The sequence below is a fragment of the Tumidithrix helvetica PCC 7403 genome, assembly GCF_965232925.1.
Classification (GTDB): Bacteria; Cyanobacteriota; Cyanobacteriia; order Pseudanabaenales; family Pseudanabaenaceae; genus Tumidithrix; species Tumidithrix helvetica.
Genome location: NZ_CBDDRA010000012.1, coordinates 77,847 through 103,356 on the forward strand (window position 1 = coordinate 77,847; position 25,510 = coordinate 103,356).

The 25,510-nt window shown below is 43.6% G+C and carries 24 protein-coding genes and 1 tRNA gene; 12 read left to right on the forward strand and 13 right to left on the reverse strand.

What is annotated here, in order from left to right:
• Positions 1 to 4: 4 nt before the first annotated feature.
• Entirely contained in the window at positions 5 to 514 is a 510-nt protein-coding gene (locus ACP2WE_RS12710; RefSeq protein ID WP_425215925.1) for a chemotaxis protein CheW, read from the forward strand.
• Positions 515 to 545: 31 nt separating this feature from the next.
• On the opposite strand, the gene ntcA is transcribed toward ACP2WE_RS12710, so the two are convergent.
• Positions 546 to 1,217, reverse strand: coding sequence for a global nitrogen regulator NtcA (ntcA, locus tag ACP2WE_RS12715; RefSeq protein ID WP_425215926.1), 672 nt, complete (start codon positions 1,215 to 1,217; stop codon positions 546 to 548).
• Between the two features lie 705 nt (positions 1,218 to 1,922).
• Between ntcA and ACP2WE_RS12720 the strand changes: the two genes are divergently transcribed.
• The 6 genes from ACP2WE_RS12720 to ACP2WE_RS12745 all read left to right on the forward strand — a co-directional run bounded on the left by ACP2WE_RS12720 (position 1,923) and on the right by ACP2WE_RS12745 (position 7,262).
• Entirely contained in the window at positions 1,923 to 2,219 is a 297-nt protein-coding gene (locus ACP2WE_RS12720; protein WP_425215927.1) for a DUF5340 family protein, read from the forward strand.
• Between the two features lie 435 nt (positions 2,220 to 2,654).
• Entirely contained in the window at positions 2,655 to 3,269 is a 615-nt protein-coding gene (locus tag ACP2WE_RS12725) for a hypothetical protein (protein WP_425215928.1), read from the forward strand.
• A 255-nt stretch (positions 3,270 to 3,524) separates the two neighbouring features.
• Positions 3,525 to 5,162: an HD domain-containing phosphohydrolase gene (locus ACP2WE_RS12730; protein ID WP_425215929.1), complete on the forward strand. Its 1,638-nt coding sequence runs from the start codon at positions 3,525 to 3,527 to the stop codon at positions 5,160 to 5,162.
• Positions 5,163 to 5,241: 79 nt separating this feature from the next.
• Positions 5,242 to 5,964 (forward strand): slr1353 family protein, encoded by a 723-nt coding sequence (locus tag ACP2WE_RS12735; protein ID WP_425215930.1) that lies wholly within the window; start codon positions 5,242 to 5,244, stop codon positions 5,962 to 5,964.
• 91 nt (positions 5,965 to 6,055) lie between these two features.
• Positions 6,056 to 6,137, forward strand: a tRNA-Tyr gene (locus ACP2WE_RS12740).
• A gap of 111 nt (positions 6,138 to 6,248) precedes the next feature.
• Positions 6,249 to 7,262 carry an adenylate/guanylate cyclase domain-containing protein gene (locus tag ACP2WE_RS12745; protein ID WP_425215931.1) on the forward strand — a complete coding sequence of 338 codons (1,014 nt, stop codon included), beginning with the start codon at positions 6,249 to 6,251 and terminating at the stop codon, positions 7,260 to 7,262.
• A 28-nt stretch (positions 7,263 to 7,290) separates the two neighbouring features.
• Here ACP2WE_RS12745 and ACP2WE_RS12750 read toward each other — a convergent pair whose 3' ends face one another.
• From ACP2WE_RS12750 to ACP2WE_RS12765, 4 genes are all read right to left on the reverse strand, one after another.
• Positions 7,291 to 7,764, reverse strand: coding sequence for a MarR family winged helix-turn-helix transcriptional regulator (locus tag ACP2WE_RS12750; RefSeq protein WP_425215932.1), 474 nt, complete (start codon positions 7,762 to 7,764; stop codon positions 7,291 to 7,293).
• Positions 7,765 to 7,872: 108 nt separating this feature from the next.
• Positions 7,873 to 8,772 (reverse strand): alpha/beta fold hydrolase, encoded by a 900-nt coding sequence (locus tag ACP2WE_RS12755; protein WP_425215933.1) that lies wholly within the window; start codon positions 8,770 to 8,772, stop codon positions 7,873 to 7,875.
• A gap of 6 nt (positions 8,773 to 8,778) precedes the next feature.
• Entirely contained in the window at positions 8,779 to 9,012 is a 234-nt protein-coding gene (locus tag ACP2WE_RS12760) for a helix-turn-helix domain-containing protein (protein ID WP_425215934.1), read from the reverse strand.
• A 64-nt stretch (positions 9,013 to 9,076) separates the two neighbouring features.
• Complete coding sequence (locus ACP2WE_RS12765; RefSeq protein ID WP_425215935.1) at positions 9,077 to 10,120, reverse strand: bifunctional riboflavin kinase/FAD synthetase; 1,044 nt, start codon at positions 10,118 to 10,120, stop codon at positions 9,077 to 9,079.
• 200 nt (positions 10,121 to 10,320) lie between these two features.
• Between ACP2WE_RS12765 and ACP2WE_RS12770 the strand changes: the two genes are divergently transcribed.
• Together ACP2WE_RS12770 and ACP2WE_RS12775 are read left to right on the forward strand one after the other, a co-directional pair.
• Complete coding sequence (locus ACP2WE_RS12770; protein WP_425215936.1) at positions 10,321 to 11,412, forward strand: pentapeptide repeat-containing protein; 1,092 nt, start codon at positions 10,321 to 10,323, stop codon at positions 11,410 to 11,412.
• 126 nt (positions 11,413 to 11,538) lie between these two features.
• Entirely contained in the window at positions 11,539 to 13,581 is a 2,043-nt protein-coding gene (locus tag ACP2WE_RS12775) for a S9 family peptidase (protein ID WP_425215937.1), read from the forward strand.
• 112 nt (positions 13,582 to 13,693) lie between these two features.
• Here ACP2WE_RS12775 and ACP2WE_RS12780 read toward each other — a convergent pair whose 3' ends face one another.
• A complete protein-coding gene (locus ACP2WE_RS12780; RefSeq protein WP_425215938.1) occupies positions 13,694 to 14,713 on the reverse strand; it encodes a bifunctional heptose 7-phosphate kinase/heptose 1-phosphate adenyltransferase in 1,020 nt (339 codons plus the stop codon).
• A gap of 141 nt (positions 14,714 to 14,854) precedes the next feature.
• Positions 14,855 to 17,017, reverse strand: a complete 2,163-nt coding sequence (locus ACP2WE_RS12785) for a PspC-like choline-binding domain-containing protein (RefSeq protein ID WP_425215939.1) — start codon at positions 17,015 to 17,017, stop codon at positions 14,855 to 14,857.
• Between the two features lie 91 nt (positions 17,018 to 17,108).
• Here ACP2WE_RS12785 and ACP2WE_RS12790 point away from each other — a divergent pair, with 91 nt between their 5' ends.
• The 3 genes from ACP2WE_RS12790 (at position 17,109) to ACP2WE_RS12800 (ending at position 18,562) form a co-directional block, all read left to right on the forward strand.
• Positions 17,109 to 17,867, forward strand: a complete 759-nt coding sequence (locus ACP2WE_RS12790; RefSeq protein WP_425215940.1) for a DUF561 domain-containing protein — start codon at positions 17,109 to 17,111, stop codon at positions 17,865 to 17,867.
• 126 nt (positions 17,868 to 17,993) lie between these two features.
• On the forward strand, positions 17,994 to 18,227 hold the full coding sequence (locus ACP2WE_RS12795; RefSeq protein WP_425215941.1) for a DUF433 domain-containing protein: 234 nt from the start codon (positions 17,994 to 17,996) through the stop codon (positions 18,225 to 18,227).
• The gene (locus tag ACP2WE_RS12800; protein WP_425215942.1) at positions 18,224 to 18,562 is read left to right on the forward strand and encodes a DUF5615 family PIN-like protein; all 339 of its coding nucleotides are present in this window, start codon (positions 18,224 to 18,226) and stop codon (positions 18,560 to 18,562) included. The genes ACP2WE_RS12795 and ACP2WE_RS12800 overlap by 4 nt, the downstream gene beginning before the upstream one ends.
• On the opposite strand, the gene ACP2WE_RS12805 is transcribed toward ACP2WE_RS12800, so the two are convergent.
• The 6 genes from ACP2WE_RS12805 to ACP2WE_RS12830 are packed head-to-tail and all read right to left on the reverse strand — an operon-like array spanning position 18,540 to position 25,507.
• On the reverse strand, positions 18,540 to 18,830 hold the full coding sequence (locus ACP2WE_RS12805; RefSeq protein WP_425215943.1) for a DUF433 domain-containing protein: 291 nt from the start codon (positions 18,828 to 18,830) through the stop codon (positions 18,540 to 18,542). The genes ACP2WE_RS12800 and ACP2WE_RS12805 overlap by 23 nt on opposite strands.
• Positions 18,827 to 19,225 carry a type II toxin-antitoxin system VapC family toxin gene (locus ACP2WE_RS12810; protein ID WP_425215944.1) on the reverse strand — a complete coding sequence of 133 codons (399 nt, stop codon included), beginning with the start codon at positions 19,223 to 19,225 and terminating at the stop codon, positions 18,827 to 18,829. Before ACP2WE_RS12810 ends, ACP2WE_RS12805 begins: the two co-directional genes overlap by 4 nt.
• Positions 19,226 to 19,501 (reverse strand): type II toxin-antitoxin system VapB family antitoxin, encoded by a 276-nt coding sequence (vapB, locus tag ACP2WE_RS12815; RefSeq protein ID WP_425215945.1) that lies wholly within the window; start codon positions 19,499 to 19,501, stop codon positions 19,226 to 19,228.
• Between the two features lie 47 nt (positions 19,502 to 19,548).
• On the reverse strand, positions 19,549 to 19,926 hold the full coding sequence (locus ACP2WE_RS12820) for a DUF433 domain-containing protein (protein WP_425215946.1): 378 nt from the start codon (positions 19,924 to 19,926) through the stop codon (positions 19,549 to 19,551).
• Positions 19,927 to 19,983: 57 nt separating this feature from the next.
• Positions 19,984 to 23,058 (reverse strand): RNA-directed DNA polymerase, encoded by a 3,075-nt coding sequence (locus ACP2WE_RS12825; RefSeq protein ID WP_425215947.1) that lies wholly within the window; start codon positions 23,056 to 23,058, stop codon positions 19,984 to 19,986.
• The gene (locus tag ACP2WE_RS12830; protein ID WP_425215948.1) at positions 23,051 to 25,507 is read right to left on the reverse strand and encodes a 3'-5' exonuclease; all 2,457 of its coding nucleotides are present in this window, start codon (positions 25,505 to 25,507) and stop codon (positions 23,051 to 23,053) included. Before ACP2WE_RS12830 ends, ACP2WE_RS12825 begins: the two co-directional genes overlap by 8 nt.
• Positions 25,508 to 25,510: the final 3 nt, after the last annotated feature.

The following is a 25,510-nucleotide window of genomic DNA, read 5'->3' on the forward strand; positions in this document are numbered from 1 at the left end:
TATTATGGCTGCACTCTCCTCTTTGCGATCGCGCCGCGCTTCTGACCGCCAAGCTCAGGTTTCACAACAGTATGTTGCGTTTCGTCTGCGAGCTGCTTGGTTTGTGTTGCCTGTGACCGCAATCTATCGCGTCCTGCCCCTTGAGAATAAAATATTACCCAAAGTCACTTTTGCAGGAAAATCCGTTCCGATTGTCGATGCGGGAAGATTGTTGTTTGGCAAAGAACCTGTCAAACCTGCTGCTCCGCTAGTGCTTGGCGGTTCGGCTGTTGCAGAGCAACCATCTCTTTTCGTAATCCAATCTGGTGATGGTATGATGGCGTGCCTACCCAGTAACTCTCAGCCTGGACTCCTCAGACTTTCTCAAGATACGTTTATGACATTGCCACCCCAGCTCGCTCAGCGCTGGCAGGTAGACTTTATTGCAGGTATGACACAGCCAACAGCAGAACGCCCTACGCTATTTACGATCGATCCAGATCGGTTTGTGGCGATAGCGAGTACGGGGAATTAATATTCCGCCAGTTTGCGAAGTGTGGGGTAGTTCAAGCAAACTGCTGACCTAATTCCACAGGGTTATGTACAGTGATCCGCTTTTTTGAGATCGAAATTAGCTTTTGTTTGCGTAAATCTCCTAGGAGCCGAGTTACGGTCACGCGAGTAGAACCGATCGCTTCCGCGATCGCTTGGTGAGACAGTTTCAAGTCGATGGTGACACCTTCCGCAGAGGGCAGTCCAAAGTCCCGACAAAGAATCAACAAAAAGCTGACAAGCCGAGAACCCATGTCACGATGGGCTAGAGTCTCGATCATCATCTCAGTTTGCAAAATGCGCGATGATAGCCCCCGCAATAGCACCATGGGCAGTTCGGGATCTTCTTTTAAAGCTTTCTCCACCTGCTCGATCGGTACGGATAATAACTCCACAGGCGTAAAAGCAACCGCATGATAAAAGCGATCGGAGCGATTGCCTGTAATTAGCGAGAGTACGCCAAATACACTATTCTCTCTGAGTAAAGCTACTGTAATTTCTTCGCCCGCCTCGTAAACCCGCGATAGCTTAACGGCTCCCTTTACCAAAAAGTAAAATCGCTCAGCAGGATCGCCAGGGAAAAAGATAGTTTTGCCACGTTCAAAGGTTTCCGTCATGGGCGGAAACATACCGCCATTCATTTCACGGAAAACATCAACAAGCGGACGGTCTTGAATCAATCCCACGCATACCTCCCTACAGAAAATGGCATTAGGGTAGCTAGTTTTGAGATTAAAGCACGTGGAGATCTGCTATATATTCCAATGTGATTTGAAGGTTTCAGAATAAGCATTCTTAAGTTATTTAGAATCGCTGGCAACTTTATGAGTACCTGCAACAAAGGCAGCAAGATTTTGGCTATCATTACGTGATTTTGAGATAAGTGCTGATTAATTTCAGCTTTCATACTGGCTGTAACCTTGGCTTGATAACCTTGGTCTGGTTCGATCGTGTTTGGTGAAGCCTTGCCATTACAATTTAGGCATCATAGGGCATCTTCACACTTAAACTTACTACATAATTGTAGTTTGTATCAGGTTGCACATTTTAGCTAAAACTTTAAGAGAATGCAAAAATCCTTAGGAAATATAAGGTATGCAGTCGGCGATCGCAAAAATATTAGAGATTTGTTTATTCTAAATTGTCAGTAAAGTTTTTGCGACGGAAATGAATAGCTCACCTACAATAAACAATAGGCAAAATAAACGAAACAGTTCTTCTATGTGCGTAAGCTAAAGCAAAGCTAAAGGTAACTCTTTGGCTAGCTCGACTCGTTCTGTGGCAAAGCCCATCATTTATCTGGGAATGAAGCAGGCGTTAAAAACACCAACATTGACAAACTCAAAACCAAACGCAAAAAACATAATTTATCGATAATCATAGAGGTACCCGTGGAGTCACTTCCTGTTCCATCTCATATTCACTACGAACTGTTGCTTCAGTTATTGGAGCGTCAGACGCTTGGTGCAATTCATAACGCGAGCAAGCAGCCACACCTAGCCCCTACACTTAAAGCTTCTAGAGAGCATATTCAATCAGCAATTATTATGTTGCGAAAGGCAATGGTTTTGCAAAAACAGTTTGAGGAAGTTTGTGAATATAACGGTATTCCCATCTCCTACCGCTGGTCGCTCAACGAGACAGAAGTTATACCTGATGTCGTCTCTCCTGATAAAGAAAGTGCCTAGCTGCCTGTGCTATCAGGCAAAATTATTCTGGAAATCGTTGTAAGAAGCTATCAGCGGGCAAGGGTCTATAAGCAAATGGCGGTTAGTTATTTCTTAACATTTAAGAAATCTAGCAATCAGAATCGCAGGGACAATTCATGTGTCCCTGCATACTAAACCGATGAATTATCTACTCCATTCGACTTTCAAGCATGAAGTTTACAGAGCAGACAATTCTTCAAAACGCGTATTGGGGCAAAATGGTGACCTTTGCTGTTGTTACAATTAAGCTAGTAAAGGGTTTTTGGTGTTGAAAATTTGCGTTCAAGATTTGCTTTAGCTTTGTACTAAACACTTTTGATTGTTAGGTAGGGGATCGGGGCTAGTAACAATCCAGCAAAATCAAAGTAATACAAGCCAGTATGAAGACTTCAATAAACCTTTTTGTTAAGTTATATGATGCAGAAATTACGATTCACTAGATTTAAGCAATTGACTGCTACGCCTGAGGCTCCAGCCCCTGATACACTAGCTACAGAGGGGCAAACATCTACGATACAGGAGCCTTTGACTAAGCGTTGGTCGCGATTTATACCTTCGCTATTGTTTCTGGCTGAGATTGGGGGACTGGTTTTGGTTGTGATTGTTGGCATGAATATTCTGACTTCACCCAGCACAAAAAACAGTCATGCTTCAAGTTGTCAGTCAAAACTAGCAGGCAACTGGCAGACAAATTGGGGAGATCTTGCTGTTGAGGAGAAGGGGAATTCAGAAATTGTCGGTCGGTATGAGTTTTACAATCTAAATCGGGGCAAAGTTAAAGGACAAATATCAGGCACTTTGGATCGTGCTACCTTTAACTTTGATTGGCAAGAAAATGCAGAGAAAGGACAATCACAGCAGCAAGGTAAAGGTGTCTTTACATTCAGTGAAAACTGCCAAGAATTTACGGGCAGCTATGGTACGGGTAGCATTACCGACGAGATCGGTTGGCAAGGGAGAATTATACCCACAGGATCCAAGCCCACGGTCAATTTTAAGCCTGCTGCAACCAAACCGAATCCAAACTGATAGATCGGGCTTAACACTTTGTGCAGCAACATCTTGTGTAACAAAATCTCCAAGGAAAACCCTACAAAAACAAACTAATCAAAAAGTCCAATCCGAACTAGCTTAAATGGGGTCTTTGTGATTATGATGCTGTTATTCATTTTCAATCTGTCCGTTTATATTCCACTAGGTTGAAAAGGGCTATATTTGGTTAATCTAAATCTGCTTAATTTAATTTGCCGCCTGCAACTCGATTAATTTAGAAAACTCAGCAAGATGGATCACAACAACGGACATGAAGATTTTCTAGATCGGATTGAGAAATTAAATGCGATCGGGATTGCGCTTTCTTCGCAAAGAAATGCCCCTGCTTTACTAGAGATGATTGTGCAGGGAGCAAAGAGTATTTTAAATGCGGATGGTGGCACACTTTACCTTGCCTCAGAAGATAAACAGCACCTGATTTTTGAGATTATTATCAATGATTCTTTAGAGATCATGATGGGTGGCACGACAGGGGTGTCTATTCCCTTCGATCCGCTTCCACTCTACGATCGCGATGGGAAGCCCAACAACAATATGGTAGCTGCCTATGCGGCACTTAACCATAAGACAATTAACATTCCTGATGCTTATGTTGCTGAGGGATTTGATTTTTCAGGCACTCGCGCTTTCGATCGCAAGACGGGTTACCGCTCGCAATCTTTTATCACTGTTCCCATGCAAAACCATGAAAGCGAGCTGATTGGGGTTTTGCAGTTAATTAATGCCAAGAATCCGCGTACGGGTGAAATTATTCCATTTTCAGAGCAGTCGCGTAGTTTAGCTGAGTCTCTTGCCTCTCAGGCCGCGATCGCTCTCAGTAATAACCGCCTGATTCAAGAATTTCGCCAATTGTTTGAGTCATTTATTGAGCTGATGGCAGAGGCGATCGACGTTAAATCGCCCTATAACGGTAAGCATTGTCGCCGCGTGCCAGACTTAACTATGATGATTGCAGAGGCAGTCTGCAAAGCCAACTATGGCATCTTTAAAGATTTCTCTATGACCGAAGAGGAACTCTATGAATTAAAGATTGCAGGGTTGCTGCATGACTGTGGCAAGGTGACAACACCAGTCCATGTCATCGACAAAGCCACAAAACTGCAAACCATTTTTGACCGTATCCATGTGATTGATACAAGGTTTGAAGTCCTGAAACGAGATGCTGAGATCGAGTTTCTCAATCAGAAACTGGCGGCTTTAGAAAGCGGAAATCCTCAAGTCGTTCCTAGCTTGGAAGCAGATTTTCAGCAAAAAATCCAACAATTAAATAGCGATCGCACCTTCTTGCAAAAATGCAACATTGGTGGGGAGTTTATGCGAGATGAGCTAAAAGAGCGCGTATTGCAGATTGCCAAGTATGAGTGGGTTGACACAGAGGGCAAACTTGCCCCTTTCTTAAGCGAAAACGAAGTTTATAACTTGAATATCTCTAGAGGTACGCTTACACCCGAAGAACGTCAGATTATCAACGACCATATTGTGGTTACGATCAATATGCTGACAAAACTACCCTATCCCAAAAATTTACGTCGCGTACCTGAGTATGCCGGGGGGCACCACGAACGCATGGACGGGAAAGGTTATCCTAAAGGACTAACGCGAGAGCAAATGTCAGTTCCAGCACGTATGATGGGAATCGCCGATATTTTTGAGGCATTAAGTTCAGACGATCGCCCCTATAAAGAAGCGAAGACCCTAACAGAATGTTTGCAAATTTTAGGCAAAATGAAGCTAGAGAATCATATCGATCCCGATTTATTTGATTTATTTATCAATGAAAAGGTTTATCTGCGCTATGCCGAAAAGTATTTGCATGAATACCAAATCGATCGGGTCGATCTCACAAAAATTCCAGGTTACGAACCTTGAGCATCTTTATTTAATGGCTGCTATGCGATCGCTACAAGATCCATACCGCCTCCCTAACTATCTAAGTAATTTGTAAATCATGTTTGCCCAATTTCGCACCCAATATCCTCAGGGCAGCATCAAGACCAAGATGTTACCAAAAGTCGATGGTCTGCATGTCTTTCGCGCCACAATTCTCCATGGTGAAATTACCCTAGGCACTGCTACAGCGGCGGATACAGATATCGAAGTTGCCGAAGATCGGGCAATAAAACGAGCACTGATGATTGCAGGGATTACCTTTGATGGCAATTATGGTATGAAAGCAACTCTAATCGGTCAATCGACAAACATCAATGCTTTACCCAGCTCATCTATAAATTCTGAATTCGTTAGCTTTACAGGTAACCAACAGGCTGTAAATGCGCTTGCAACTAATCAGGCAAATAGTAGCCCCCAGTCTAGCTATCCATCTGATTTTCAACCCAGTTACCAAAATAACTATCAAGACACGACCTATCCCGATCATGACAGCTACCCATCTAGCTATCAACCCAACTACCCAAACAGCGAACCAACCTACGAAGAGCCTAAACCCACAAAAACAGCGGCTATCCCAGAATTTACGGCTGAGCCCGTCGATCTGTCGGATGCGATCTCCAAAATAGATGTGGAAATGGAGCGATTGAGTTGGACAAAAAATCAAGGACGAGATTATTTGCTACAGACGTTTAATAAGCGCTCTAGACAGCAGTTGACTGCTGCTGAAATGATGCAATTTTTAAGTCATCTCAAGTCTTTGCCGACATTACCCCAACATTAATCGTGGGGAATTATTTTTACCCCAGAATTCGATCGCAGAAAAAATCTTTAAAAAGGTACGTAGAGTGTTATGATGAAATCCGTGAAATTTTGGGTCGATGCCCGAGTGGTTAATGGGGGCGGACTGTAAATCCGCTGGCTACGCCTACGCTGGTTCAAATCCAGCTCGGCCCATTTCAAATAAAGTAAGTTTGCTTAATGTAGCAAGTGTAAGTGAGGCAGTTCTGTCCTCAATCGCTAATTACTTCACTACAATTTGAGTCATGGATGTAGAAGCCTACGGATATGCCTGAAATTCATTGTTTGCCTGATGACCAGATTGTTGAAGCAACTAAGGCTGACACAGTTTTATATGCTGCGCTTGCTTTTGGAATTCCCCATATCTTTGCCTGTGGGGGAAATGCGCGTTGTACGACCTGTCGCATTCGGATTCTTGAAGGGCAGGAAAACTGTTGCCCCAGAACTGAACTCGAAGCGGAATTAGCGAACAAATTAGGATTTCCCAACGATATTCGCCTAGCTTGCCAAACAAAAGTAGTGGGGGATGTTAAGGTACACCGCTTGGTCTTGGACAGCGATGATGTTGATACGGTTGAAAATCAACTTTCCGTAGGTTCTATTGGTGAAGAAAAGCAGATCGCTATTCTCTTTGCAGATATTCGAGGCTTCACAAAATTCGCCGAAACGACTTTACCCTACGATGTGATCTACGTCTTAAACAGCTACTTTAGCCGAATGGATAAAGTAATTCACCGTCATGGTGGCGCGATCAACAGTTATATGGGGGATGGGTTAATGGCTTTGTTTATGACGGAAGAGCCAGAACTAGCGGCTGAAATGGCTGTTAGAGCGGGCTTAGAAATGTTAGAGGCAATGGCATCCCTTAACGCTCATATCGATGTGTTGGCTGACCATCCCTTAAAAATTGGTATTGGGATTCACTATGGTTGGGTCGTTTGCGGTGAAGTCGGTGCATCTAATAACAAAGTCATGACCGCGATCGGAGATACAGTCAATTTCGCCAGTCGCATTGAGTCAGCCAACAAAAAAGCTGGTACAGCGTTGCTTGTATCTAAGGCAGTTTACAATTTGATCCAAGATCGCGCGATCGCCAATAGCTCTCACCAAGTAGACATCGCTGGCAAGAGCGGCAAGTATACACTGTATGAAATTTCTGGGATTACTGGTGAAACGCCCTTTCGACATCCTAAGCAACGTCAAACTCTATTCGCTAAGGTTTTGAGTTGGTTCTCTAGCCCAGGGCGATCGCTGCAAAAGATTTTCAGAATATTTGGCTAGAACAGGCTTTGGGCAAGATCGAATTGTTTTAAGAGAGATTTGCAATCATTTTATCGACGAGCTTAGAGAAAAGTTCCCGCTCATTCTGCGTCATTCCCAAGGTGATTGCTTCGACTAACTGTAACACCATGGGTGGAAGCACTTCTTGCAACTGTTTACCTGTATCTGTCAACCAAATTCTCCAGATCCGCCGATCGCTAATATCTCGTTCGCGATAAATTAATCCTCTTTCTTCCATGCGATCCAGAACCCCTGTCAGCGTTCCACCCACTTGCTGCAACTTTTCCACAATTCTTGTAGTCGCTAACCCATCTTCTTGCCATAAGCAGCATAAAACCACCCAATGAAACGGAGTCAGACCCATCTCAAGGGTGTCTAATTGCTCTTGAAATTTGCGACTGGTTAGTTGTGTCAGCAAACGCATTCGATAACCAATGCCATGAGGCGCAAGGACAGATTGACATTTTTTGAGTGTTTTAGACTTAGGCGATAGGGCAGTCATAGTCAACTTAGGCTGTTCGATAATTGCTACGCGTACTTAGAGTGTGTGTAGTCTACTACACAAGCTTAAAAATGATGAGCGAATTTGTTAGCCTTTTTAGCGAGTAAATTAGCGAGTAAATTCTCGAATATGTTTTGCCGTGCTCTGCGGTTGTTCGAGGTGAGGGACATGACCGCTCGCTTCGATCCAAGTTAGCTGGCTATGAGGAATTGCCCTCCGAAAATTTTCGGCATCTTTTGTACCCAGAATCCGATCGCGATCGCCCCATAAAATCAGGGTGGGTGGTTGAATTTGGGCGAGTCGATCTTTAAAAGAAGCATAGCCGCCACTTTTGGTGAAGGAAATCAATGCCTGTTGCCAATTGGGTCGATCTAAGTGTAATGCGGCACAGCAAAGCGCATCAGGTGAAGCAAAATTAGGATTGTAGTAGGCTTTTTCGCTAATCTTTTGACGCACCTTAGGACTGCGCAGAAACTGTGTTGCCAGATAGTCTAGAGGGAAAAACAGAAACTTGCCTGCGGTTGCGCTTCTCGTGAATCCAGCACTATCAATCAAAATAAGTTTCTCTACCACTTCTGGATAGGTTAGGGCAAAGTCGATCGCAGTGGCTCCTCCCATCGAGGCTCCCACCAAGGTTACAGGCTTGGCGATTAGGGCTTTCCATGTGGAATATAGGTGCGCCTTAATCGCCTCAGGATTGAAGGATAATCCCATTGGTCTTTCGGTAAAGCCAAAGCCTAGTAGATCGATCGCCCATAGTTCGCGATCGCTAGTTAGTAAAGGAAGCAATCTTCTCCACTCTAAAACGGAACTGTCAAACCCATGCAAAAAAATGATGGGGGAGAGATTCTCCCCTCGTTCGATAGATCCTTGATGAATAAAAGCAGTTGCAATCTCCGCTTGGCAAAGAGGAGTTATAACCCCTTGGAATTGAAGAGATTTTGCTAGTGCGATCGAGGTCGCTTCTGTAAGTTGCTCAATTCCCTTAGGAAGAAAATCATTAGACATAAAATTTTATCGAAGCGCAGAAATAACTATTATGAGTTCTTTCTGCGCCCAAACATTAAACCAGTTGTAAATCGTCTTGCGGCTCAATTGCAAGAAATATTGCAATTGAGTAATGCTGTATCCTTCTTCATATAAGAGTAGACAATGCGCATGTTGCCGCACTTGATGATGAGAACTTTGCCGATAAATTCGCTTTAATAATCTCTTTCTCTCTTCATGAATCGCTCGGTTTAACTGCATTAGTTTGCCACCGTAGAAAGTTATGTTCTAATCTTATCAAGCCTGTGTAATTAATTATGGCTAACTACTTACTTAACGCCACATCGCAATCAGCTTCGATTTGTGCTTTCAGTTCCTCTAAGGAAGTGAATTTCTTTTCGGGACGGACAAATTTGAGTAAATGCACAGTCAAATTGCAGCCGTAGAGATCGCCATTCCAGTTGAGCAGGTGAACTTCGATCGTGCGCAGGCGGTCGCCTGAAACTGTAGGACGAACGCCAATATTCATGACACCAAGTACAGGCTGAGGTAGAGTTTGTGCTTGCATGGAAGGCTCGATTCCATCGGGAACTCCATCCACATACACAGCATAAACACCATCTCTCGGCAGTAACTTTTGCGGATGGAGTTGCAAGTTTGCTGTAGGAAACCCCAACTGACGACCGAGTTGATTCCCTTCTACGACCTTTCCAATCAGGCGATAAGGACGACCGAGTAAGGTGTTTGCCAGTTCCACTTCCCCCTGTGCTAAAGCCGTACGAATATTAGAACTGCTAATACGAATGGGAGTAGTGTGACTCCTTTCAGGGTGCGTTCCGCCGAGACGATTGCCATCAAGTAAAATCGTCTGTTCGGGTACGACATTTAGATGATTACCCCAAACATCTAGCAAATCTGCGATGCTGCCCTGCCGTTTGTAACCAAAACGAAAATTAAACCCAACACTAATTTTCTGAACGTTGAGCCGCTCAACCAAAATCTTCTGCATGAATTCTTGAGCTGTCAGCTTTGCCAAAGCCGCGTCAAAAGGTAATAAAACCAGTTGCTCGACTCCTAAAGCTTTAAGCTGTTCGACTTTCTCAGCGATCGGGGTTAAAAGGAGGCGAGGTGTACTGCTAAAAAACTCTTGGGGATGTGGACTAAACGTAACAACCGTGCTGATGAGATCCTGCTCTAAGAGATTGGGTGCTACTTGTAAATCCAAGGGAAATTTTGGATATAAATTGGCACGAGAGCTAGGTAAAACTGGCTCGATGACATGCTGATGTCCTAGATGTACGCCATCAAAGTTGCCAAGAGCGATCGCTGTTGGTTGGGAAATTTCGCTGAGGTCAGAAATAATTATCACGCTTTACATTTTGACACAATTCTTTTGTCACGAGTAGGGCTTACGCAAAACTATCTTTTTTCCTAGAATGAATATAGTAAAACCTTAATTTGAGATAAATCAAAGATAAGTTACAAATAGGGATGTGGCTTTCATCCCAAGTCTGCTCATGTTGAATAACCGAATAAACTTAGGGCGGGAATAGGAGATAGTTTGTTATTATGGCAGACCTTAAACATGTCAGGCAAATCAAGGGTGGTGGCACTGTTTGGAACAATTGGCGGGAAAAGAATCCTTCGGTAGCGATCGATTTAAGTAAAACGGACTTGAGCGACGCTAAGTTAAAAGAAGCCAATCTCAGTGATGCAAATCTTAGCAATATAAATTTGAGTCGTGCCGATTTAAGCTATGCCAACCTATCGAGAGCCAATTTAAGCAATGCTAACCTGAGCCAAGCGAACCTTACTGGCAGCGATCTCAGTGGCGCAAATCTGACAAATACAGTATTCAATCGCGCGATCGTACAGGATGCCCTATTTAGCGGGACGAGTTTAGCGTCAGCACAATTTATGGGTGTGGTATTGAAATCAGCTAATTTGAGCCATGTTGACTTCAGAAATTGCAACCTAAGTGGTGAAAATTTTCAAAATACCAATCTCAGTGGCTCTAACTTTCAAGGGACTAATCTTGCAGGAGCCGATCTAAGTGGAGCCAATCTCTCCCAAGCAAATTTAATCGGTGCACAAATGTTTCGAGTCAACCTTAAAGGCGCACTTCTAACTCGTGCCAATTTAAGCAATGCTCTATTGTCAAAGGCAAACTTAAGCGTCGCAGGTTGCATTATGGCAAATTTTAGCGAGGCAATCCTAGATGAAGCGATTCTCAGTAAAGCCAATTTGGGCAGTGTTATTTTGAGTGGGGCAAATCTTAGTAGTGCCGATCTAAGCGATACCTATTTGAGCGATGCCTTTCTCAGTGTTGCCAATCTGTCTAAAGCCAACCTCAATGGTGCGAATCTCAGTAATGCGTATTTATGCAAGGCAAATTTAAATAAAGCAACGCTAGTACGCTGCAATCTCAGTCACGCTTCTTTTTTAGATGCCGATCTGAGTATGGCAGTTTTGACACAAGCGAATCTTTCTAAAGCTCAGCTAGTGCGAACCTATGCAGGCAGTGCCGATTTCAGTATGGCAAACTTGGAAAGTGCGAACTTAAATAAAGCAAACCTAACGATGGCAAACCTCAATGGGGCGGTTTTAACGATGGCAAACCTAACGGATACGATCATGCCTGATGGCACGATGCATCTCTAGAAACACCCACGATCGCACCCTTTCGATCCAAATTTAGGCAGGTTTGCTGCAATTTATTAATTTTTATTAATTTTTTGGCAGGGCTTTCATTTACACTGATTCTAGATTCTGAAGATTTAGATAAGCATGACAACAACGCAATCAACTGTGACCTCCTATGGCTCTTGGAAATCGCCCATCACTTCAGATTTAATCGTGGCAGGCACGGTCGGGCTTGGGCAAGTTGCCTTTGATGGCAAAGATCTTTACTGGTTGGAAGCACGTCCCTCAGAAGGAGGGCGAAATGTAGTTGTGCGCTATACCGCAGATGGCAATATTTCAGATGTCACCCCAGCCCCATTCAATGTGCGTGCCCGCGTGCATGAATATGGGGGTGGCTCGTTTTGGGTACATAATGGCAGTGTTTACTTCATCAATTTTAGCGATCAGCGCATCTATTATCAGGCTGCGGGCGATCGCATCCCCACCCCCTTAACCCCCTTGACCGCTTTTCGTTATGCGGATGGCATTTACGATCGCTTTAGAGGACGTTTGATCTGCGTCCAAGAAGATCACACCGCTGGTGGAGAACCTGTTAACACGCTTGTCAGTATTAACCTAACAAATTGGGATGATGTGCAGGTATTGGCTTCAGGGGCAGATTTTTATGCTTCACCGCGCCTGAGTGCTGATGGCAAGCAATTGGCATGGCTGAGTTGGAATCATCCCAATATGCCTTGGGATGGGACAGAACTTTGGGTGGCTGAAATCATCCCAACTGAGGATCGGAAGGCAACTGGCGCGCATCATAACTCACTTCAGAATGCACTGAATCATAGTTCGTCAAATAATTATTCACAAAATAATCTACGCAAACATTCCTTTACAAGCACACCTAAATTAGTGGCAGGTGGTGTAGAGGAGTCTATTTTTCAGCCAGAGTGGTCACCAGATGGAACCCTGTGCTTTGTCAGCGATCGCACGGGATGGTGGAATCTCTATCGCTGGTCTGAAGAGGGAGCGATTGAACCTCTATGCCCTATGGAAGCAGAGTTTGGCTTACCGCAATGGGTATTTGGAATGTCTACCTATGCGTTTGTCAGTGCCGAGCAGTTGATTTGCTCTTATACCCAGAGGGGTAGATGGTATCTAGCAACGCTGGATCTTTCCAGTAAATCGCTCCAGCCCCTTGATATCCCCTATACACAAATTTCTGGTCTGCAAGCGAACAAAGAAACAGTGGCATTTCTTGCGGGTTCGCCGACGCAAGCGGCAGCGATCGTGCAAATTGATTTAAGTACGGGGGAATCAAAAATATTACGCTGTTCTTCCGATCTATCCATTCCTGCAAGCTATATTTCTATTCCCGAAGCCGTAGAGTTTCCTACGGAGAATGGTCTGACTGCCTATGGGTTCTTTTATCCTCCCAAAAATCCTGACTATCAAGCTCCTGATGGCGAAAAGCCACCCTTGATTGTCAAAAGTCATGGCGGCCCAACCGCCTCGACCTCTGATACGCTCAGTTTAAAGATTCAGTACTGGACGAGTAGAGGGTTTGCTGTGCTCGATGTCAATTATGGCGGCAGCACGGGCTATGGTAGACCCTATCGCCAACGTCTCAAATTTAACTGGGGAGTGGTGGATGTTGATGACTGTGCCAATGGGGCTAAGTATCTGGCAGAAAAAGGTCTCGTAGATTGGAATCGACTGGCGATCGCTGGGGGCAGTGCGGGTGGCTACACAACTCTATGTGCTTTGACCTTTCGAGATGTATTTAAGGCTGGCGCAAGTTACTATGGCGTCAGCGATTTAGAAGCTTTGGCAACAGATACCCATAAGTTTGAGTCTCGCTATCTGGATAGCTTAATTGGTGCGTATCCTGAATATCAGGACTTGTACCGGCAGCGATCGCCGATTCATTTTACCGATCGCCTGTCCTGTCCTGTGATTTTCTTCCAAGGACTAGAGGATCGGGTCGTGCCACCCAATCAAGCTGAGATGATGGTAGATGCCCTCAAAGCCAAGGGTTTGCCCGTTGCCTACGTTCCCTTTGAAGGCGAGCAACATGGTTTTCGCAAGGCAGAGAACATCAAGCGCACCCTCGATGGCGAACTATACTTTTACGCCAAAGTATTCGGCTTTGCTTTAAGCGAAGCGATAGAACCCGTAGAAATTGAGAATCTGGCATAGTTTCGATCGCTTGACCTCTTCCCCCACCCCCTTCTCCTCGCAGGAGAAGGGGAGTAAGCGTCTATTTGAGAAGTTTAAGCGATTTGTCTATGCAGAATATAAATCATGTGATTTATTGAACAGAGATCAGATTTTCCAATGCCGTTTGCATTTCATGGGTATTGGTTGTGGTCGTACCAAACTGTCGCACCACAATGCTTGCCGCTAAATTCCCTAAAACCGTAGCTTGCCAAAACGAGCCACCACCGACCAAAGCCAATGTCAAGGCTGCTACAACCGTATCGCCTGCACCAGTAACATCAAACACCTGCGTGCGATTGAAAGCTGGCACATCTTCTCTCGTTCCCTCTTGGCAAAATAGACTCATGCCCTCTTCGCCGCGTGTAATTAGAACCTGTTTGGCATGGGTGAGCCCCAGCAAATCTCTAGCTGCCGTTGATAGATTCTCTTTGATGTCATAACCGACGGCAAGTTCGGCTTCGGGAAGATTTGGGGTAAAAATGGTTGCACCTTGATAGCGATCGAGATCTTTTTGCGCATCTACGACGACAAGAGCGTGCTTTAACGCTGCTGCAATTACTGAGCCTGTCATCACGCCTTCACCATAATCCGAACAAACTACAGCGTCAACTTCTGGTAAGCGAGAAGCGATCGCTTCTACCAATAGGGCTTGAATTTCCTCACTGGGTGGAAGATCGGACTTGCGATCGATGCGCACAATTTGCTGCGTGACAGACTGGCGGGCATGACCAGAGACGCGGGTTTTGGTAACCGTTGGGCGCGATCGATCGACAATCACTCCCGATGTATCAATTCCTGCATCCTCAAAAATACCGCGCAACGCTACACCCTGAAGGTCGTCACCCACCAAACCCACAGCGAACACTTTTGCGCCGAGTTTCGCTAAGTTATACACGGCATTGGCTCCGCCGCCCGGAACCTGCTTGGTTCCCTCATGACGAATGATTAGCACGGGGGCTTCACGAGAGATCCGCTCCACTTGTCCTGTGAGAAATTCATCGAGGGTGAGGTCGCCGATCACTAAAATACGAGCTCGATCGAAGCGATCGAGCAAGCCCAACAGGTCAGGCGCTGAATCGGTTAACCTTGTTTGAAACGTAGCATCGAGCATGATAAGAGGTAATTACTTAACGTGAATGGGGATCGACCTTTTACTTATTCACCTAAAAATCCCCCTTATCAAAGGGGGACTAGGGAATTCAGATACTAGTTTTGAAAATAGTGAGGACTTTTAAGTATCCTCTCAGCTCGACTAGCGTAGTTTTATTGGTTTAGAGGTTCCAGAAATGCTGGGTGCGAGATCTTCAGAAGGCTTCTCTGCCTCTTCCTTTTGTTGTTTGAGCTTCTCTTGTAAAGGCACAAATTTAGAGATAGGTTGCTGAACCTGCTGAGGTGGAGCTAGGTAAGGTTTAGGTTGTACGGGCTGGGTATTCTCCTTTTTACTATATTTTTCTAAAATGGATTGCTTGTGAGAAGGGCTTGCCGAAGGAGAAGGCTGGACAACTGGTGACTCCTTTGCCTTAACTGCTTTAGGAGCCTGTGTGGGTTCAACCTTGGGTTCATCCTTTACAGCCGATGGTTGAGGCTTAGAAACAGGAGATTCTGGCTTCTTGGGTTCCACTACTTTAGGAGCTTCTTTGGGTCTAAATCTGTCAAAGAACGAGGGCTTTGAGGTTGGACTTGCTGTGAGAGAAGGTTGGACGACGGGAGCTTCCTTTACCTTAACTTCTTGCTTTGGAGCCTGCTTAGACTCAGCTTTTGGCTCGGCTTGGGGTTCAACCTTTGGTTCGACCTTTTTGGGCTCAACTTTAGGCTCAACCTTTGTCTCAGATTTCAGATCGACTTTAGAGTCCGCTTTGGGCTCATCCTTGACAACAGGTGGCTGCGGCTTAGCAATCGGTTCTTTCTTGACAATAGGTAGTTGAGGCTTAGAAACAGGAACTTCCTTGCTCTCGATCGCTTTTTTGAAGTCTGTTGCAGTTGGGGCTTGTTTAGGCGAAGAGAAAGAAGGAATAAATCTACGCTTTTTCGCCTCAGGCTTTTTCACCTCAGGTTCCTTTAGCTTGTCGCTAGGTGCAGGAGTTACCACGGGTGGTACAACCACAGGAGGAACGACAACTGGCTCACTCGTTGGTGATGGAGCAGGTTCTGGTTTCACTTCAGCCTTAGGTTCAGCTTTAGGTTCTAGCTTGGGTTCTGGCTTAACTTCAGCTTTAGGCTCTGGTTTCACTTCGGCTTTAGGCTCTGGTTTCACTTCGGCTTTAGGCTCTGGTTTCACTTCGGCTTTAGGCTCTGGCTTAGCTTCAGACTTAACTTCAGCTTTGGGCTCTGGGGTGCTAGCGGGTGCTGGCGCAACGGAGGGCTCGATCGCTGGAACTACTGGCACGACCACAGGTGGTACGATCGCAGGCTCAACAGGGGGAGCAGGGGGCACGTAGTTTGGATCGACAATTTTTTCGATACTGGCGATCGCTTCGCCGCGCATCAATCTGGCTAAAGTATCTGAGCCATTGGGTTGATAGTCGATCGCATGGGCAGAGCTATTAAACGCATTGGGGATCAGTTTACCCGTGCTGTCTAAGAGTTCTAACTTTACCCAGTTCTTGCCTGGTTTAAAGCCCTTGAGGTAAATCGGTTGCCACTGGTCAAAGGTAAAGCTCTGACCGTTGAGGGTGGCACGAATTTGCCAATCTGAAACAGTGTCGTCCTCTAGAGCCACCAAATGCAGTGGGGCATTTCTCAAGTAAAAGTCCAACATAATTGGCTCTGCACCGTAAGTCCCAACGGGGCGGCTATAGGTCAGCAGAGGTACTTGAGGGCTGGGTGTGTTTTCGCCAGTCTTGGTGAAAACGTGAAAAGTGGTTTGGGTATAGGCTCCCTCATTTTTAAAACTTTCATGCCATGGGCGCGAGGCAAAGGCACGAATTGTATGGGTTCCAGGGAGAAGATTCTCGAAGGTAACTGCTTGGTTTAGGTCATACAAGGCTTTGTATTCTTGACCATCAAGCGCGACATGAACGTGGGGACCCATGCCAAACGTCGCATTTTTAAAAATGGGTAAATCTTTGACATCAAACTTAACCGTTACTGTGGTGCTGTCCAGAACGGTATCGGGTTTGGGGCTAACGATCGCCACCTGTGGCTCATAGCGATCTAAAAATCGGCTGAGTCGCTGAATTTCAATCGGCGGTGATACTTCTGTCACCCCTGCGCCCTGCACTGTGGACTTTTTGACATTACTGGGTTTGTCACCACCACAGGCTGTCAAATAGAAACACAACGCGATCGCAAAGGCTAGCGAGAACAGTTTTTGCCAATTCGATCTGGGTTTGGAGGGAGGTTGAGAATTAGTTCTTTGGTGTTGCTGTAGTCTTTGCTTTGCGATCGCCCACATAAAACCTGCCTTAAATCTCAAAATCTACATACCGCAATATACCGAAAAACGGTTGCAAACCCACTAAAATATCGAGAGTGTAATGAAAGAAAACAGTCGAGCAGCAAAATTTATGACTAGTGTGAACCGTTTACCCCTTGCTCTGTCTCATGCTTTTAAGAATCGTAGTGCCTTAAAAATTATTAGCGGACTACAAAATTTCGATCCGACATCGGTGCGGATGGTGACGCAAGCGGCTACCTATGGGGATGCCACGTTTGTCGATATTGCCGCTGATGCCAATCTTGTTAATATTGCGAAAACCTACGGCGATTTACCTGTATGCGTGTCTGCGGTCGATTCCGCTGCCTTAGCTGCTGCCGTTGCCGTAGGAGCCGATCTGGTCGAGCTAGGTAACTATGACAGTTTTTACCCACAGGGTCGCTTATTTACCGCCGATGAAGTCATCGAGCTAACCAAGCAAACCAGAGCTTTGCTTCCCAATATTGCCCTGTCTGTAACCGTGCCCCACACGTTACCCCTAGACCAGCAAGTTAGCCTTGCCGAACAGTTGGTTGCCTGTGGCGCTGACATCATTCAAACCGAAGGCGGCACGAGCAGCGCTCCAACCCATAGCGGCACACTAGGACTCATCGAAAAGGCAACACCGACCTTAGCGGCTGCCTATGCCATCAGTCGTGCGGTTTCTGTACCCGTGCTCTGTGCATCAGGTTTGTCGAATGTGACTGCTCCAATGGCGATCGCTAGTGGGGCATCAGGTGTTGGCGTTGGCTCAGCCGTGAATCAACTCACCGATGAAATTTCTATGATTGCGGTAGTCCGCAGTCTGCGCGAAGCCTTAGCAATGAATTTGGCAGCGATGGCAATTTAATCGTCTTCGCAACTTTTTGAGGCAATGATTTTCTAGGTTAATTCCATGTATGGCGATTAACCTAGAATTATTCCTACTCTCAAGGTTAAAGGATATAAAGATAGTGCTATTTGAATTAAAAATCTTATGAACTTAAAAAATAGCCTACTAAACCGTATCACCCAAACCGCTGGACAATGTGGCGGTCGCCCTTGCATTCGGGGAATGCGAATTCGTGTGGCGGATATTTTGGAAATGCTAGCTGAAAATGTTAGTACTTCTGAGATTCTAGAGGATTTCCCCGATTTGGAACTTGCAGATATTCAAGCTTGCTTAGTTTTTGCAGCACGACGTACTGATTTCCCTAGACTGACTGCATGAAAATCTGGATTGATGCTCAGTTGCCTCCAACTCTGGCAGATTGGATAACGAATAGTTTTGGCATAGAAGCTACATCTTTGAAGGAGTTATCACTCCGAGATGCCAAGGATATTGAAATCTTTGAAGCAGCAAAATTAGCAAATGCGATAATTATGACGAAGGATAGTGATTTCATTGACTTGGTTTGCCGTCTAGGAGCGCCTCCTAAAATTTTATGGCTAACTTGCGGCAATGTTACTAATCGTAATTTGCGAAAGCTTCTCAGCACTACTTTGCTAGAGGCTTTAAAGCAATTGGAACAAGGAGAAGTAATTATAGAAATTGGTAGCAATTAAGTACTGTAAGCTCATCTGTTCTTTGGGCTTTGCGTTCTGCTTTCAGTTTGGTGAGTTTTTGAATGAGTGGATCGGGATTTTGGCGTTGTTCTTCTATCGTTTGTTCGCTCCATGCCATCCAATCTTCTAAATAAGCAGTTACCTGTTGTTTATTTGCCAGATAATACAAAATCGTGGCGTAAACTTGCTCTAGTTGCAAAGAAGGATAAATCCCTGCGATTTCCTCGGCTGTGCGGGCGCGATAGATATATTCATTTATGAAAATCAACCTAGAATTATTCCTTCTCTATCCCAAATTCTTTGTACTAGATATTTGTCAAACACTTCATCACAACTGACTATCAAGAAATTGCGATGTATTGCTTGAGCAATTAACATTCGATCGAAAGGATCGCGATGATGAAAAGGCAATTCCAAATAAATTTTGGTATCCTCAAAAGTGATTGGCAACGTTTCAATATCTAGCTGCAATAATATTTCTGGTAAATCTTGAAATTCAAACTCCACGTTAAGTTTGCCAATTCCAATTTTAATGGCAATCTCCCAAATGGAAATAATGCTTACGTAGGCATTACTAGCCTGTTCAATTTTCTGCTTGATATTTGGAATTAACTTGGTGTCATCATTCAAAAACCACAGTAAGGTATGCGTATCTAGCAACATTTACATATAGTCCTTCATGTCTTCTAGTGGCGCATCAAAGTCATCAGCCATCCAAATTTTACCTTTTAGTAATCCTGCCTGACGTTTTTTGGTAGGGGTTTGCGTCTGAATAATAGCGTGGGAATTACTTTGCGTATGTTTGTTGATGAGATATTCTGCATAATCTAAAACCGCGACTTTTATCTCTTTAGGCATGATCGCGATCGCTCGAAAAAGCTCTGTATCTAAAGCATCTATGTTTTGAGACTTATAGTTGCTGTCAAAGCTCTGCACCATTGCTTTTGTTCCTTTATTGATGCTCGACTAAAAACATTATAGCAACCTTAGTTTTGTCGATAGGTTAGCGCATGGCTATGCATAGCGACTGTAAGCTCATCTGTTCTTTGTGCTTTGCGTTCTGCTTTCAGTTTGGTGAGTTTTTGAATGAGTGGATCGGGATTTTGGCGTTGTTCTTCCAACATCTGTTCGCTCCATGCCATCCAATCTTCTAAATAAGCAGTTACCTGTTGTTTGTTTGCCAAATAGTACAAAATCGTGGCGTAAACTTGCTCTAGTTGCAGGGAAGGATAAATTCCCGCGATCTCCTCGGCTGTACGGGCGCGGTAGATATATTCATACAAGATAGTTTCGATGCCGATGCGCGTTCCTTTTAACCGAATGTCTTCGGGTGATAGAAATAGAAAATAATCTTCAATATGCATGATTCATTCTCCTTTGTTAGTGAGGTTGCCTAGCACTACCGAATCTTAATTTCATCGTTATGGTGATCCATCGCCTCCAGTATCTGTTGGACTCTGACCGCTGTAATAATTTTCTCGAAGGATTTTAAGTTCTGGTAAGTCGAATAGGGCAGAGGGGTCACCTTGAAGAGCTAGATCTCTTGCATCTACTAGCATAGGGTCGTTTACGTTAACAGAGAACTCTTGTACAGCATTAGGTTCAAACTGCCCCAAAATAAGGAGATAGTTTTTTTCTAATCTACTTGGCGGAGATGGCTCCCATCGGAGAGCATTTTTCACTGACTCCATATGACGGCTTTGCTTAAAGTCATTATACTTATGCCCAAAATATAGCCAAGTCTCAGTTGCCATGAGCCTTTCAGCAATACTGATTGAACCATCTGAGATTGTGGAAAATTCAACAATTATCTCCCATTCTTGAGCATCAATATTAGGTAAAAAGCGCATTGCCCTTATTGTGATTGCTTTAAGATATTCAACAGGTTGGGCAAAGTTCTGATAATACGCAAGTAAACCTCTAATTTCAGCAAGAAATCCTTGTCGTGCGATACTTTCCAATACATTGATAGGATCGCGAATAATCCAAAATGCTTCGCGCAAGATTTCTATAAGAGTCGGAATAATATCATTGAGACCCAAAATAGATAACCTAAAAAGTGCAAAGCGAATATATCGTTGAAACTTGCGAATCTCTGGTGAACCAATATCTGGTTTACGAAGTTCTTGCCAACTATTTTGGAATAGGTTAACTAACTCTCTACATAGTTCATTTCTATTATCATTCCAAACATTATTAGAACTAGTAAAGGAAGCTGCCCATTGCATAAACTCTTCAAAAGAGTCACTGTTTGGTGGTTTCGTAGACTTCAGTTCACCCTCTAGCCCCAAAACTTCTTTCTGTGTCGCTAAATCTCTATCTCGGCTTTTTGAGTTAAACAGATACTTAAATACCTTGCGGCTGAGTTCTGGCTTATCTATATAAATTCTTATTGCTCTTAAACATTGCTGATAGCATTTAATGTTGTACCACCAAAGTTCATCATTATGATACGAGCTGGCAAAAACAGCACGATGTTCTGAATCCAATATCCAGAGAGGACTTACAATGCTATCAAAACGCTTACTTAATTTTTCTAAGCACTCATCTTCATCAACCTGTTTTAGAAATGAAGATACTTCATAAATCTTTTCTGTTTTCTGCTCATTAAGGTTTAGCCCTATTTTTTGCAATTCTTCTTTAAGAACATTCTCAATCTCATCAATGTCTGCTGGATTTGGAATAACGAGAATCATATCATCTACATAGCGATGAAACTCAACTCCCCATGGATTCCCAACTCCGAATTTTGTATCAATTGCAGTCAAATAGAGATTTGCATAAAAGCCTGATCCAATACTTCCTTGTGTTATACCTTGCCCCAACACATGTCCATCAATTTCTTTAGATAGGAGTAATCGAATCAGCCAACTTACTCGTTGACTAACTGATAGTTCTCTAGCGACCTCATCACAAATTTTACTCTGGATGATTTTTGTGTAAAACGATTCAATATCTAGACGAAGAATTGCCCCATTAGCATAGTTTCTAGCACTGTCTCGCGCTTTTGTCATATAGAAACAGTAAGCTTGAAACCAATATTCATACAAATATTCTGTCTCTCTACTTTTATGGTTTCCAGATATTCTATATGCATAACTACTGCCTCTTAATTGAGATGCTTTATCTCCTAATTTTTGAATAACTGCTACTGACAAAATCTCCTCTTCGATCCGTGAAAGACCTTTGGGGCGAGAAACAGTCATATTCTTGGGTACTTTGTAAGCGATCGCATCATCTTTCAAAGCAACATCATTGGCATAAGCACATAATTGCTCTCGCAATCCACTCAGTCTTACGTCAAGATGCATCTCAAACAAGCGCATTTCAGTTTCATCACACAGCGCTTCTCTTAAAAAATTGTTTCTTGCTCTTGCCCAAGCCAACTTAAGATTATCGAAACTAATAACATCGTTCCAATCTTTATCATCTGGCAGGTTAGAACTAATTATTCTTTGAAAATAAGCATAAAATGTTTTGGGGTTATCAGTTTTGTCTATTTTTCTAGTTTCTTTCCAATAACTACCTTGAGGGTTCTCAAAATAAATTTCATGTCTACAACAACTAAGCTGCTCGATAACATGACGTTGTCCTACAACTTCATACAGAGTAGACATCATTTCATTAACTCTCTCCTCTAAAGTTATTTGACTATCAGTATCATCTTGCACCTCACTTTCCTGATTTGTTGTAGCAACAGTTAGGATATGCATTGCATCGACTGGGACATCTTCAATCATCTGTCTGTAAGCTTGCGCTTCAGCAGTGCCAAATCTTTCAGGGCTTTCAACGAGAAATGTGCCTATCTCGGGATCAAGTTCTAGTAGAGCATTATAATCATTTTCTTGAGTTCTAAAAATCTGACTTAATGGAGAAATAACATTTAATTGAATCACTAGAATATTTGAAAGACATGGTTTTTGAGAAGACTCACGTTCTTTTTTGAGATGTTGAATAATGTCAAGAGTGGCTTCAGGAAATCCATTTTTTATATATGCAAAGTCTAAATTTATTAAGCTAGAAGATTCTAGCTTAAGCTTTTCAAGAAGTTTTTTATAAAGGAGAATCGAAAATTTATTTGGATCTACACCAAGAGTAAAAATATCAATATTCTTGTTAAGCTTACCCGTTTCTATTAAAACAAGAACCGCTTCTATAAATGCAGCAGTTCCCGCTCCAGCGCCACATCCAATATCCAGAACACAGATTCTTTGTTTGTGTTTTAGCCAACCAATCAAATTATCTTCTCCAATAATACTTTCGAGAAGATGCGAAGCCTTAAAATAATGTGCTGGGAAAAGACGGTAGTATTGATAAGCAACATGATCTAAACTCTCCCCTCGTAAGATGGTAGACCATGACTCAGATTTTTTCCTAGGATCCAATTTCTTGTATCTATTTGCCTTATTAGTACTCTCAATCCATTGATGTACAGTAGTATACGCATCTGCAACAAGAGGATGAAAACAACGATATATTGGCGTTTGATTACTCATTGATATATTTCTCAGGTATTTCGTTGATAAATTCGCTACGAGATTTCAAGTAGCCCCTAAAACCTTTAGAAGAAGCCGATATAAACAATCTTTGCTTTGCCCTCGTCATTGCAACATAAAATAGTCGCTTTTCTTCCTCTAGTTTATTGTCTCTCACACTAAAATAAGTAGGAAACTCATCCTCAGTAGCACCTGCTATAAAAACACTATCAAACTCCAATCCTTTTGACTGATGAACCGTAATGATCGGAACTTGGTTGTCATCTTGAGCAACTTGATCTAAATTTTTAGCAAGTGCTGTAAATTCAAGAAGATTGCGTAAAGACGTGTCAGGATGCAAATTGAGATCGTCGTGTTTCTTAAAAAACCTTACAAGCTCGACAAGGTTTTGCTCGCGGTTCTTTTGCCCTTGATAATAACTATAAAGTTCAGATTCCATAATCAACTTATATAATAGTTCAACAGGACGCGACGCTTGGCTTGCATCACGCCAGTCATCCATCTGTTTAGCTAGTCCTTCAAACTCCTCACCATAGCGGTATACCAAAGCCTGACGATAATCAGCTTTACGACTGACAAGAGGTATTAGCACAGCTAACAACTCAATCGTGGTTCGCACATCATCCATTGCTTTGTGCGTTGGAAGGTTTACAAGCTTCAACTGTTCCGACAAAGCTTCAAGGCTGTAGCGTTCCGACTTGATAAAACGATGTGCTAGTTCTAGCGTGTCTTCCCATTTCAGTTTTGGCGGAGTAATCCCAGCTTTTTGAGCTTGAGCAGTCACCATCTTGATATCAAAACTGACGTTATGCCCAACCAGCATGGCATCGCCAACAAACGCAAAAAACTCATGGAAAACATCTTTAGCGGGTCTACCATGTTCGGAGAGAAAGCGATCACTATGTCCATGTATCCGTTCTGAGTCGCCCACGCTTACTGTATTAGCAATGTAAGCATGAAATTCAGCTTGTGCTTGCCCTGCAACCAAACGAATTGCCGCAATTTCCACAACCTCATCTTGACTGACTGAGAACCCTGTTGTCTCTACATCAAAAACAATAATCGTATGTTCAGAATAGGCTTTCAATAGTTCGCTAAACGGATCGCCATCAATAAAGGTTCGGCTCGATGCCATATCTGTCAAACTGAAACCACAGTCCTTGCCCGATTCAACCACAGCTTTAATAGTGACTTCACCAATCCCACGACTTGGACGTAGCAACATCCGACGCATCGAACCAACATCAAAGGGATTCAAAACTAGGCGCAAGTATGCAAGAGCATCTTTGACTTCTTGCCTCATAAAAAATTGAAATCTTTCCACAGTGACGCAAGGAATCTCCATACGCTGTAGTGCCTGACTCACAACCTCTGTTCGCTTATGATTACGGGCAAGTACAGCCACTCGACTGTAAGAAAAATCTTTGCGATCGCCTGCTAACTTCCGAATTTGCGTGCCAATCCACTCCGCTTCTGCGCGTTCATCTTCAGCCAAATGAACTTCAATCAACTCACCTAATTCACAATTTGGTGATGGCGAAATTGTTGTTTGTCGATGTTCAAAGGAGTCTGCAAATCCAGAAGCAGCATTTAAAAGAGTCTGCGTTGCCCGATAATTCCAAGTTAGCGAATACTCCGTAGGCTTAAAATCCTGTTTAAATTGAGCGATTACCTGTTCTGGCTCAGATCCGCGCCACTCATAGATTGTCTGATCTAAATCTCCAATCATGGCAAGGTTGCCACTCTTTGCCGCGAAATGTTTAACAATGCCGTATTCAGAAAGATGCGTATCTTGAACCTCGTCAACTTGCACAAAATCAAACCGATCTGCCCAACGTTGGCTAATCACAGGTTCGCGCTCTAACATTGCCCGTACATAAAACACTAGATCGGCAAAATCTAAAGCATGACGTTTTTGGAGAATAATTTGATATCGAGCCGCAGATTTAGCTAAATCCTTGCCCAGCAAAGCATATAACTCTTCTAGTGGATAGTCTAGGGATAATTGGCGATTGCTAGCCTGAGTTTTACATTTAGTCAATTCAGTAAATAATTTCTGAGCTTCTCGGTCATCCGCTAAGTCAAATACCTCTTTGACCAATTCAATACAGTCGGCATCGTCATAGATAGCGAAATCTGTTGCTAAGCCAAACTGACGCGCCTCAACTCTTAGTAACGAAGCACATAAACCATGAAAAGTCTTAATCGTTAAATGGCGTACCTGATCTGGGCAGTATTGAGATAGCCGAGCGCTCATTTCCTTAGCAGCACGATTCGTAAATGTGAGGCAAAGAATTTTTTGAGGAGAGATGCCTTTATCGATCGCACGTAAAACCCGCTCTGCTAAAACACGAGTTTTGCCTGTACCAACTGGAGCCAATACTAAAATCGCGCCTTCAGTATGACCAGCGATCGCACCTTGTTCAGGGTTTAGTTCATTACTGTACATGCA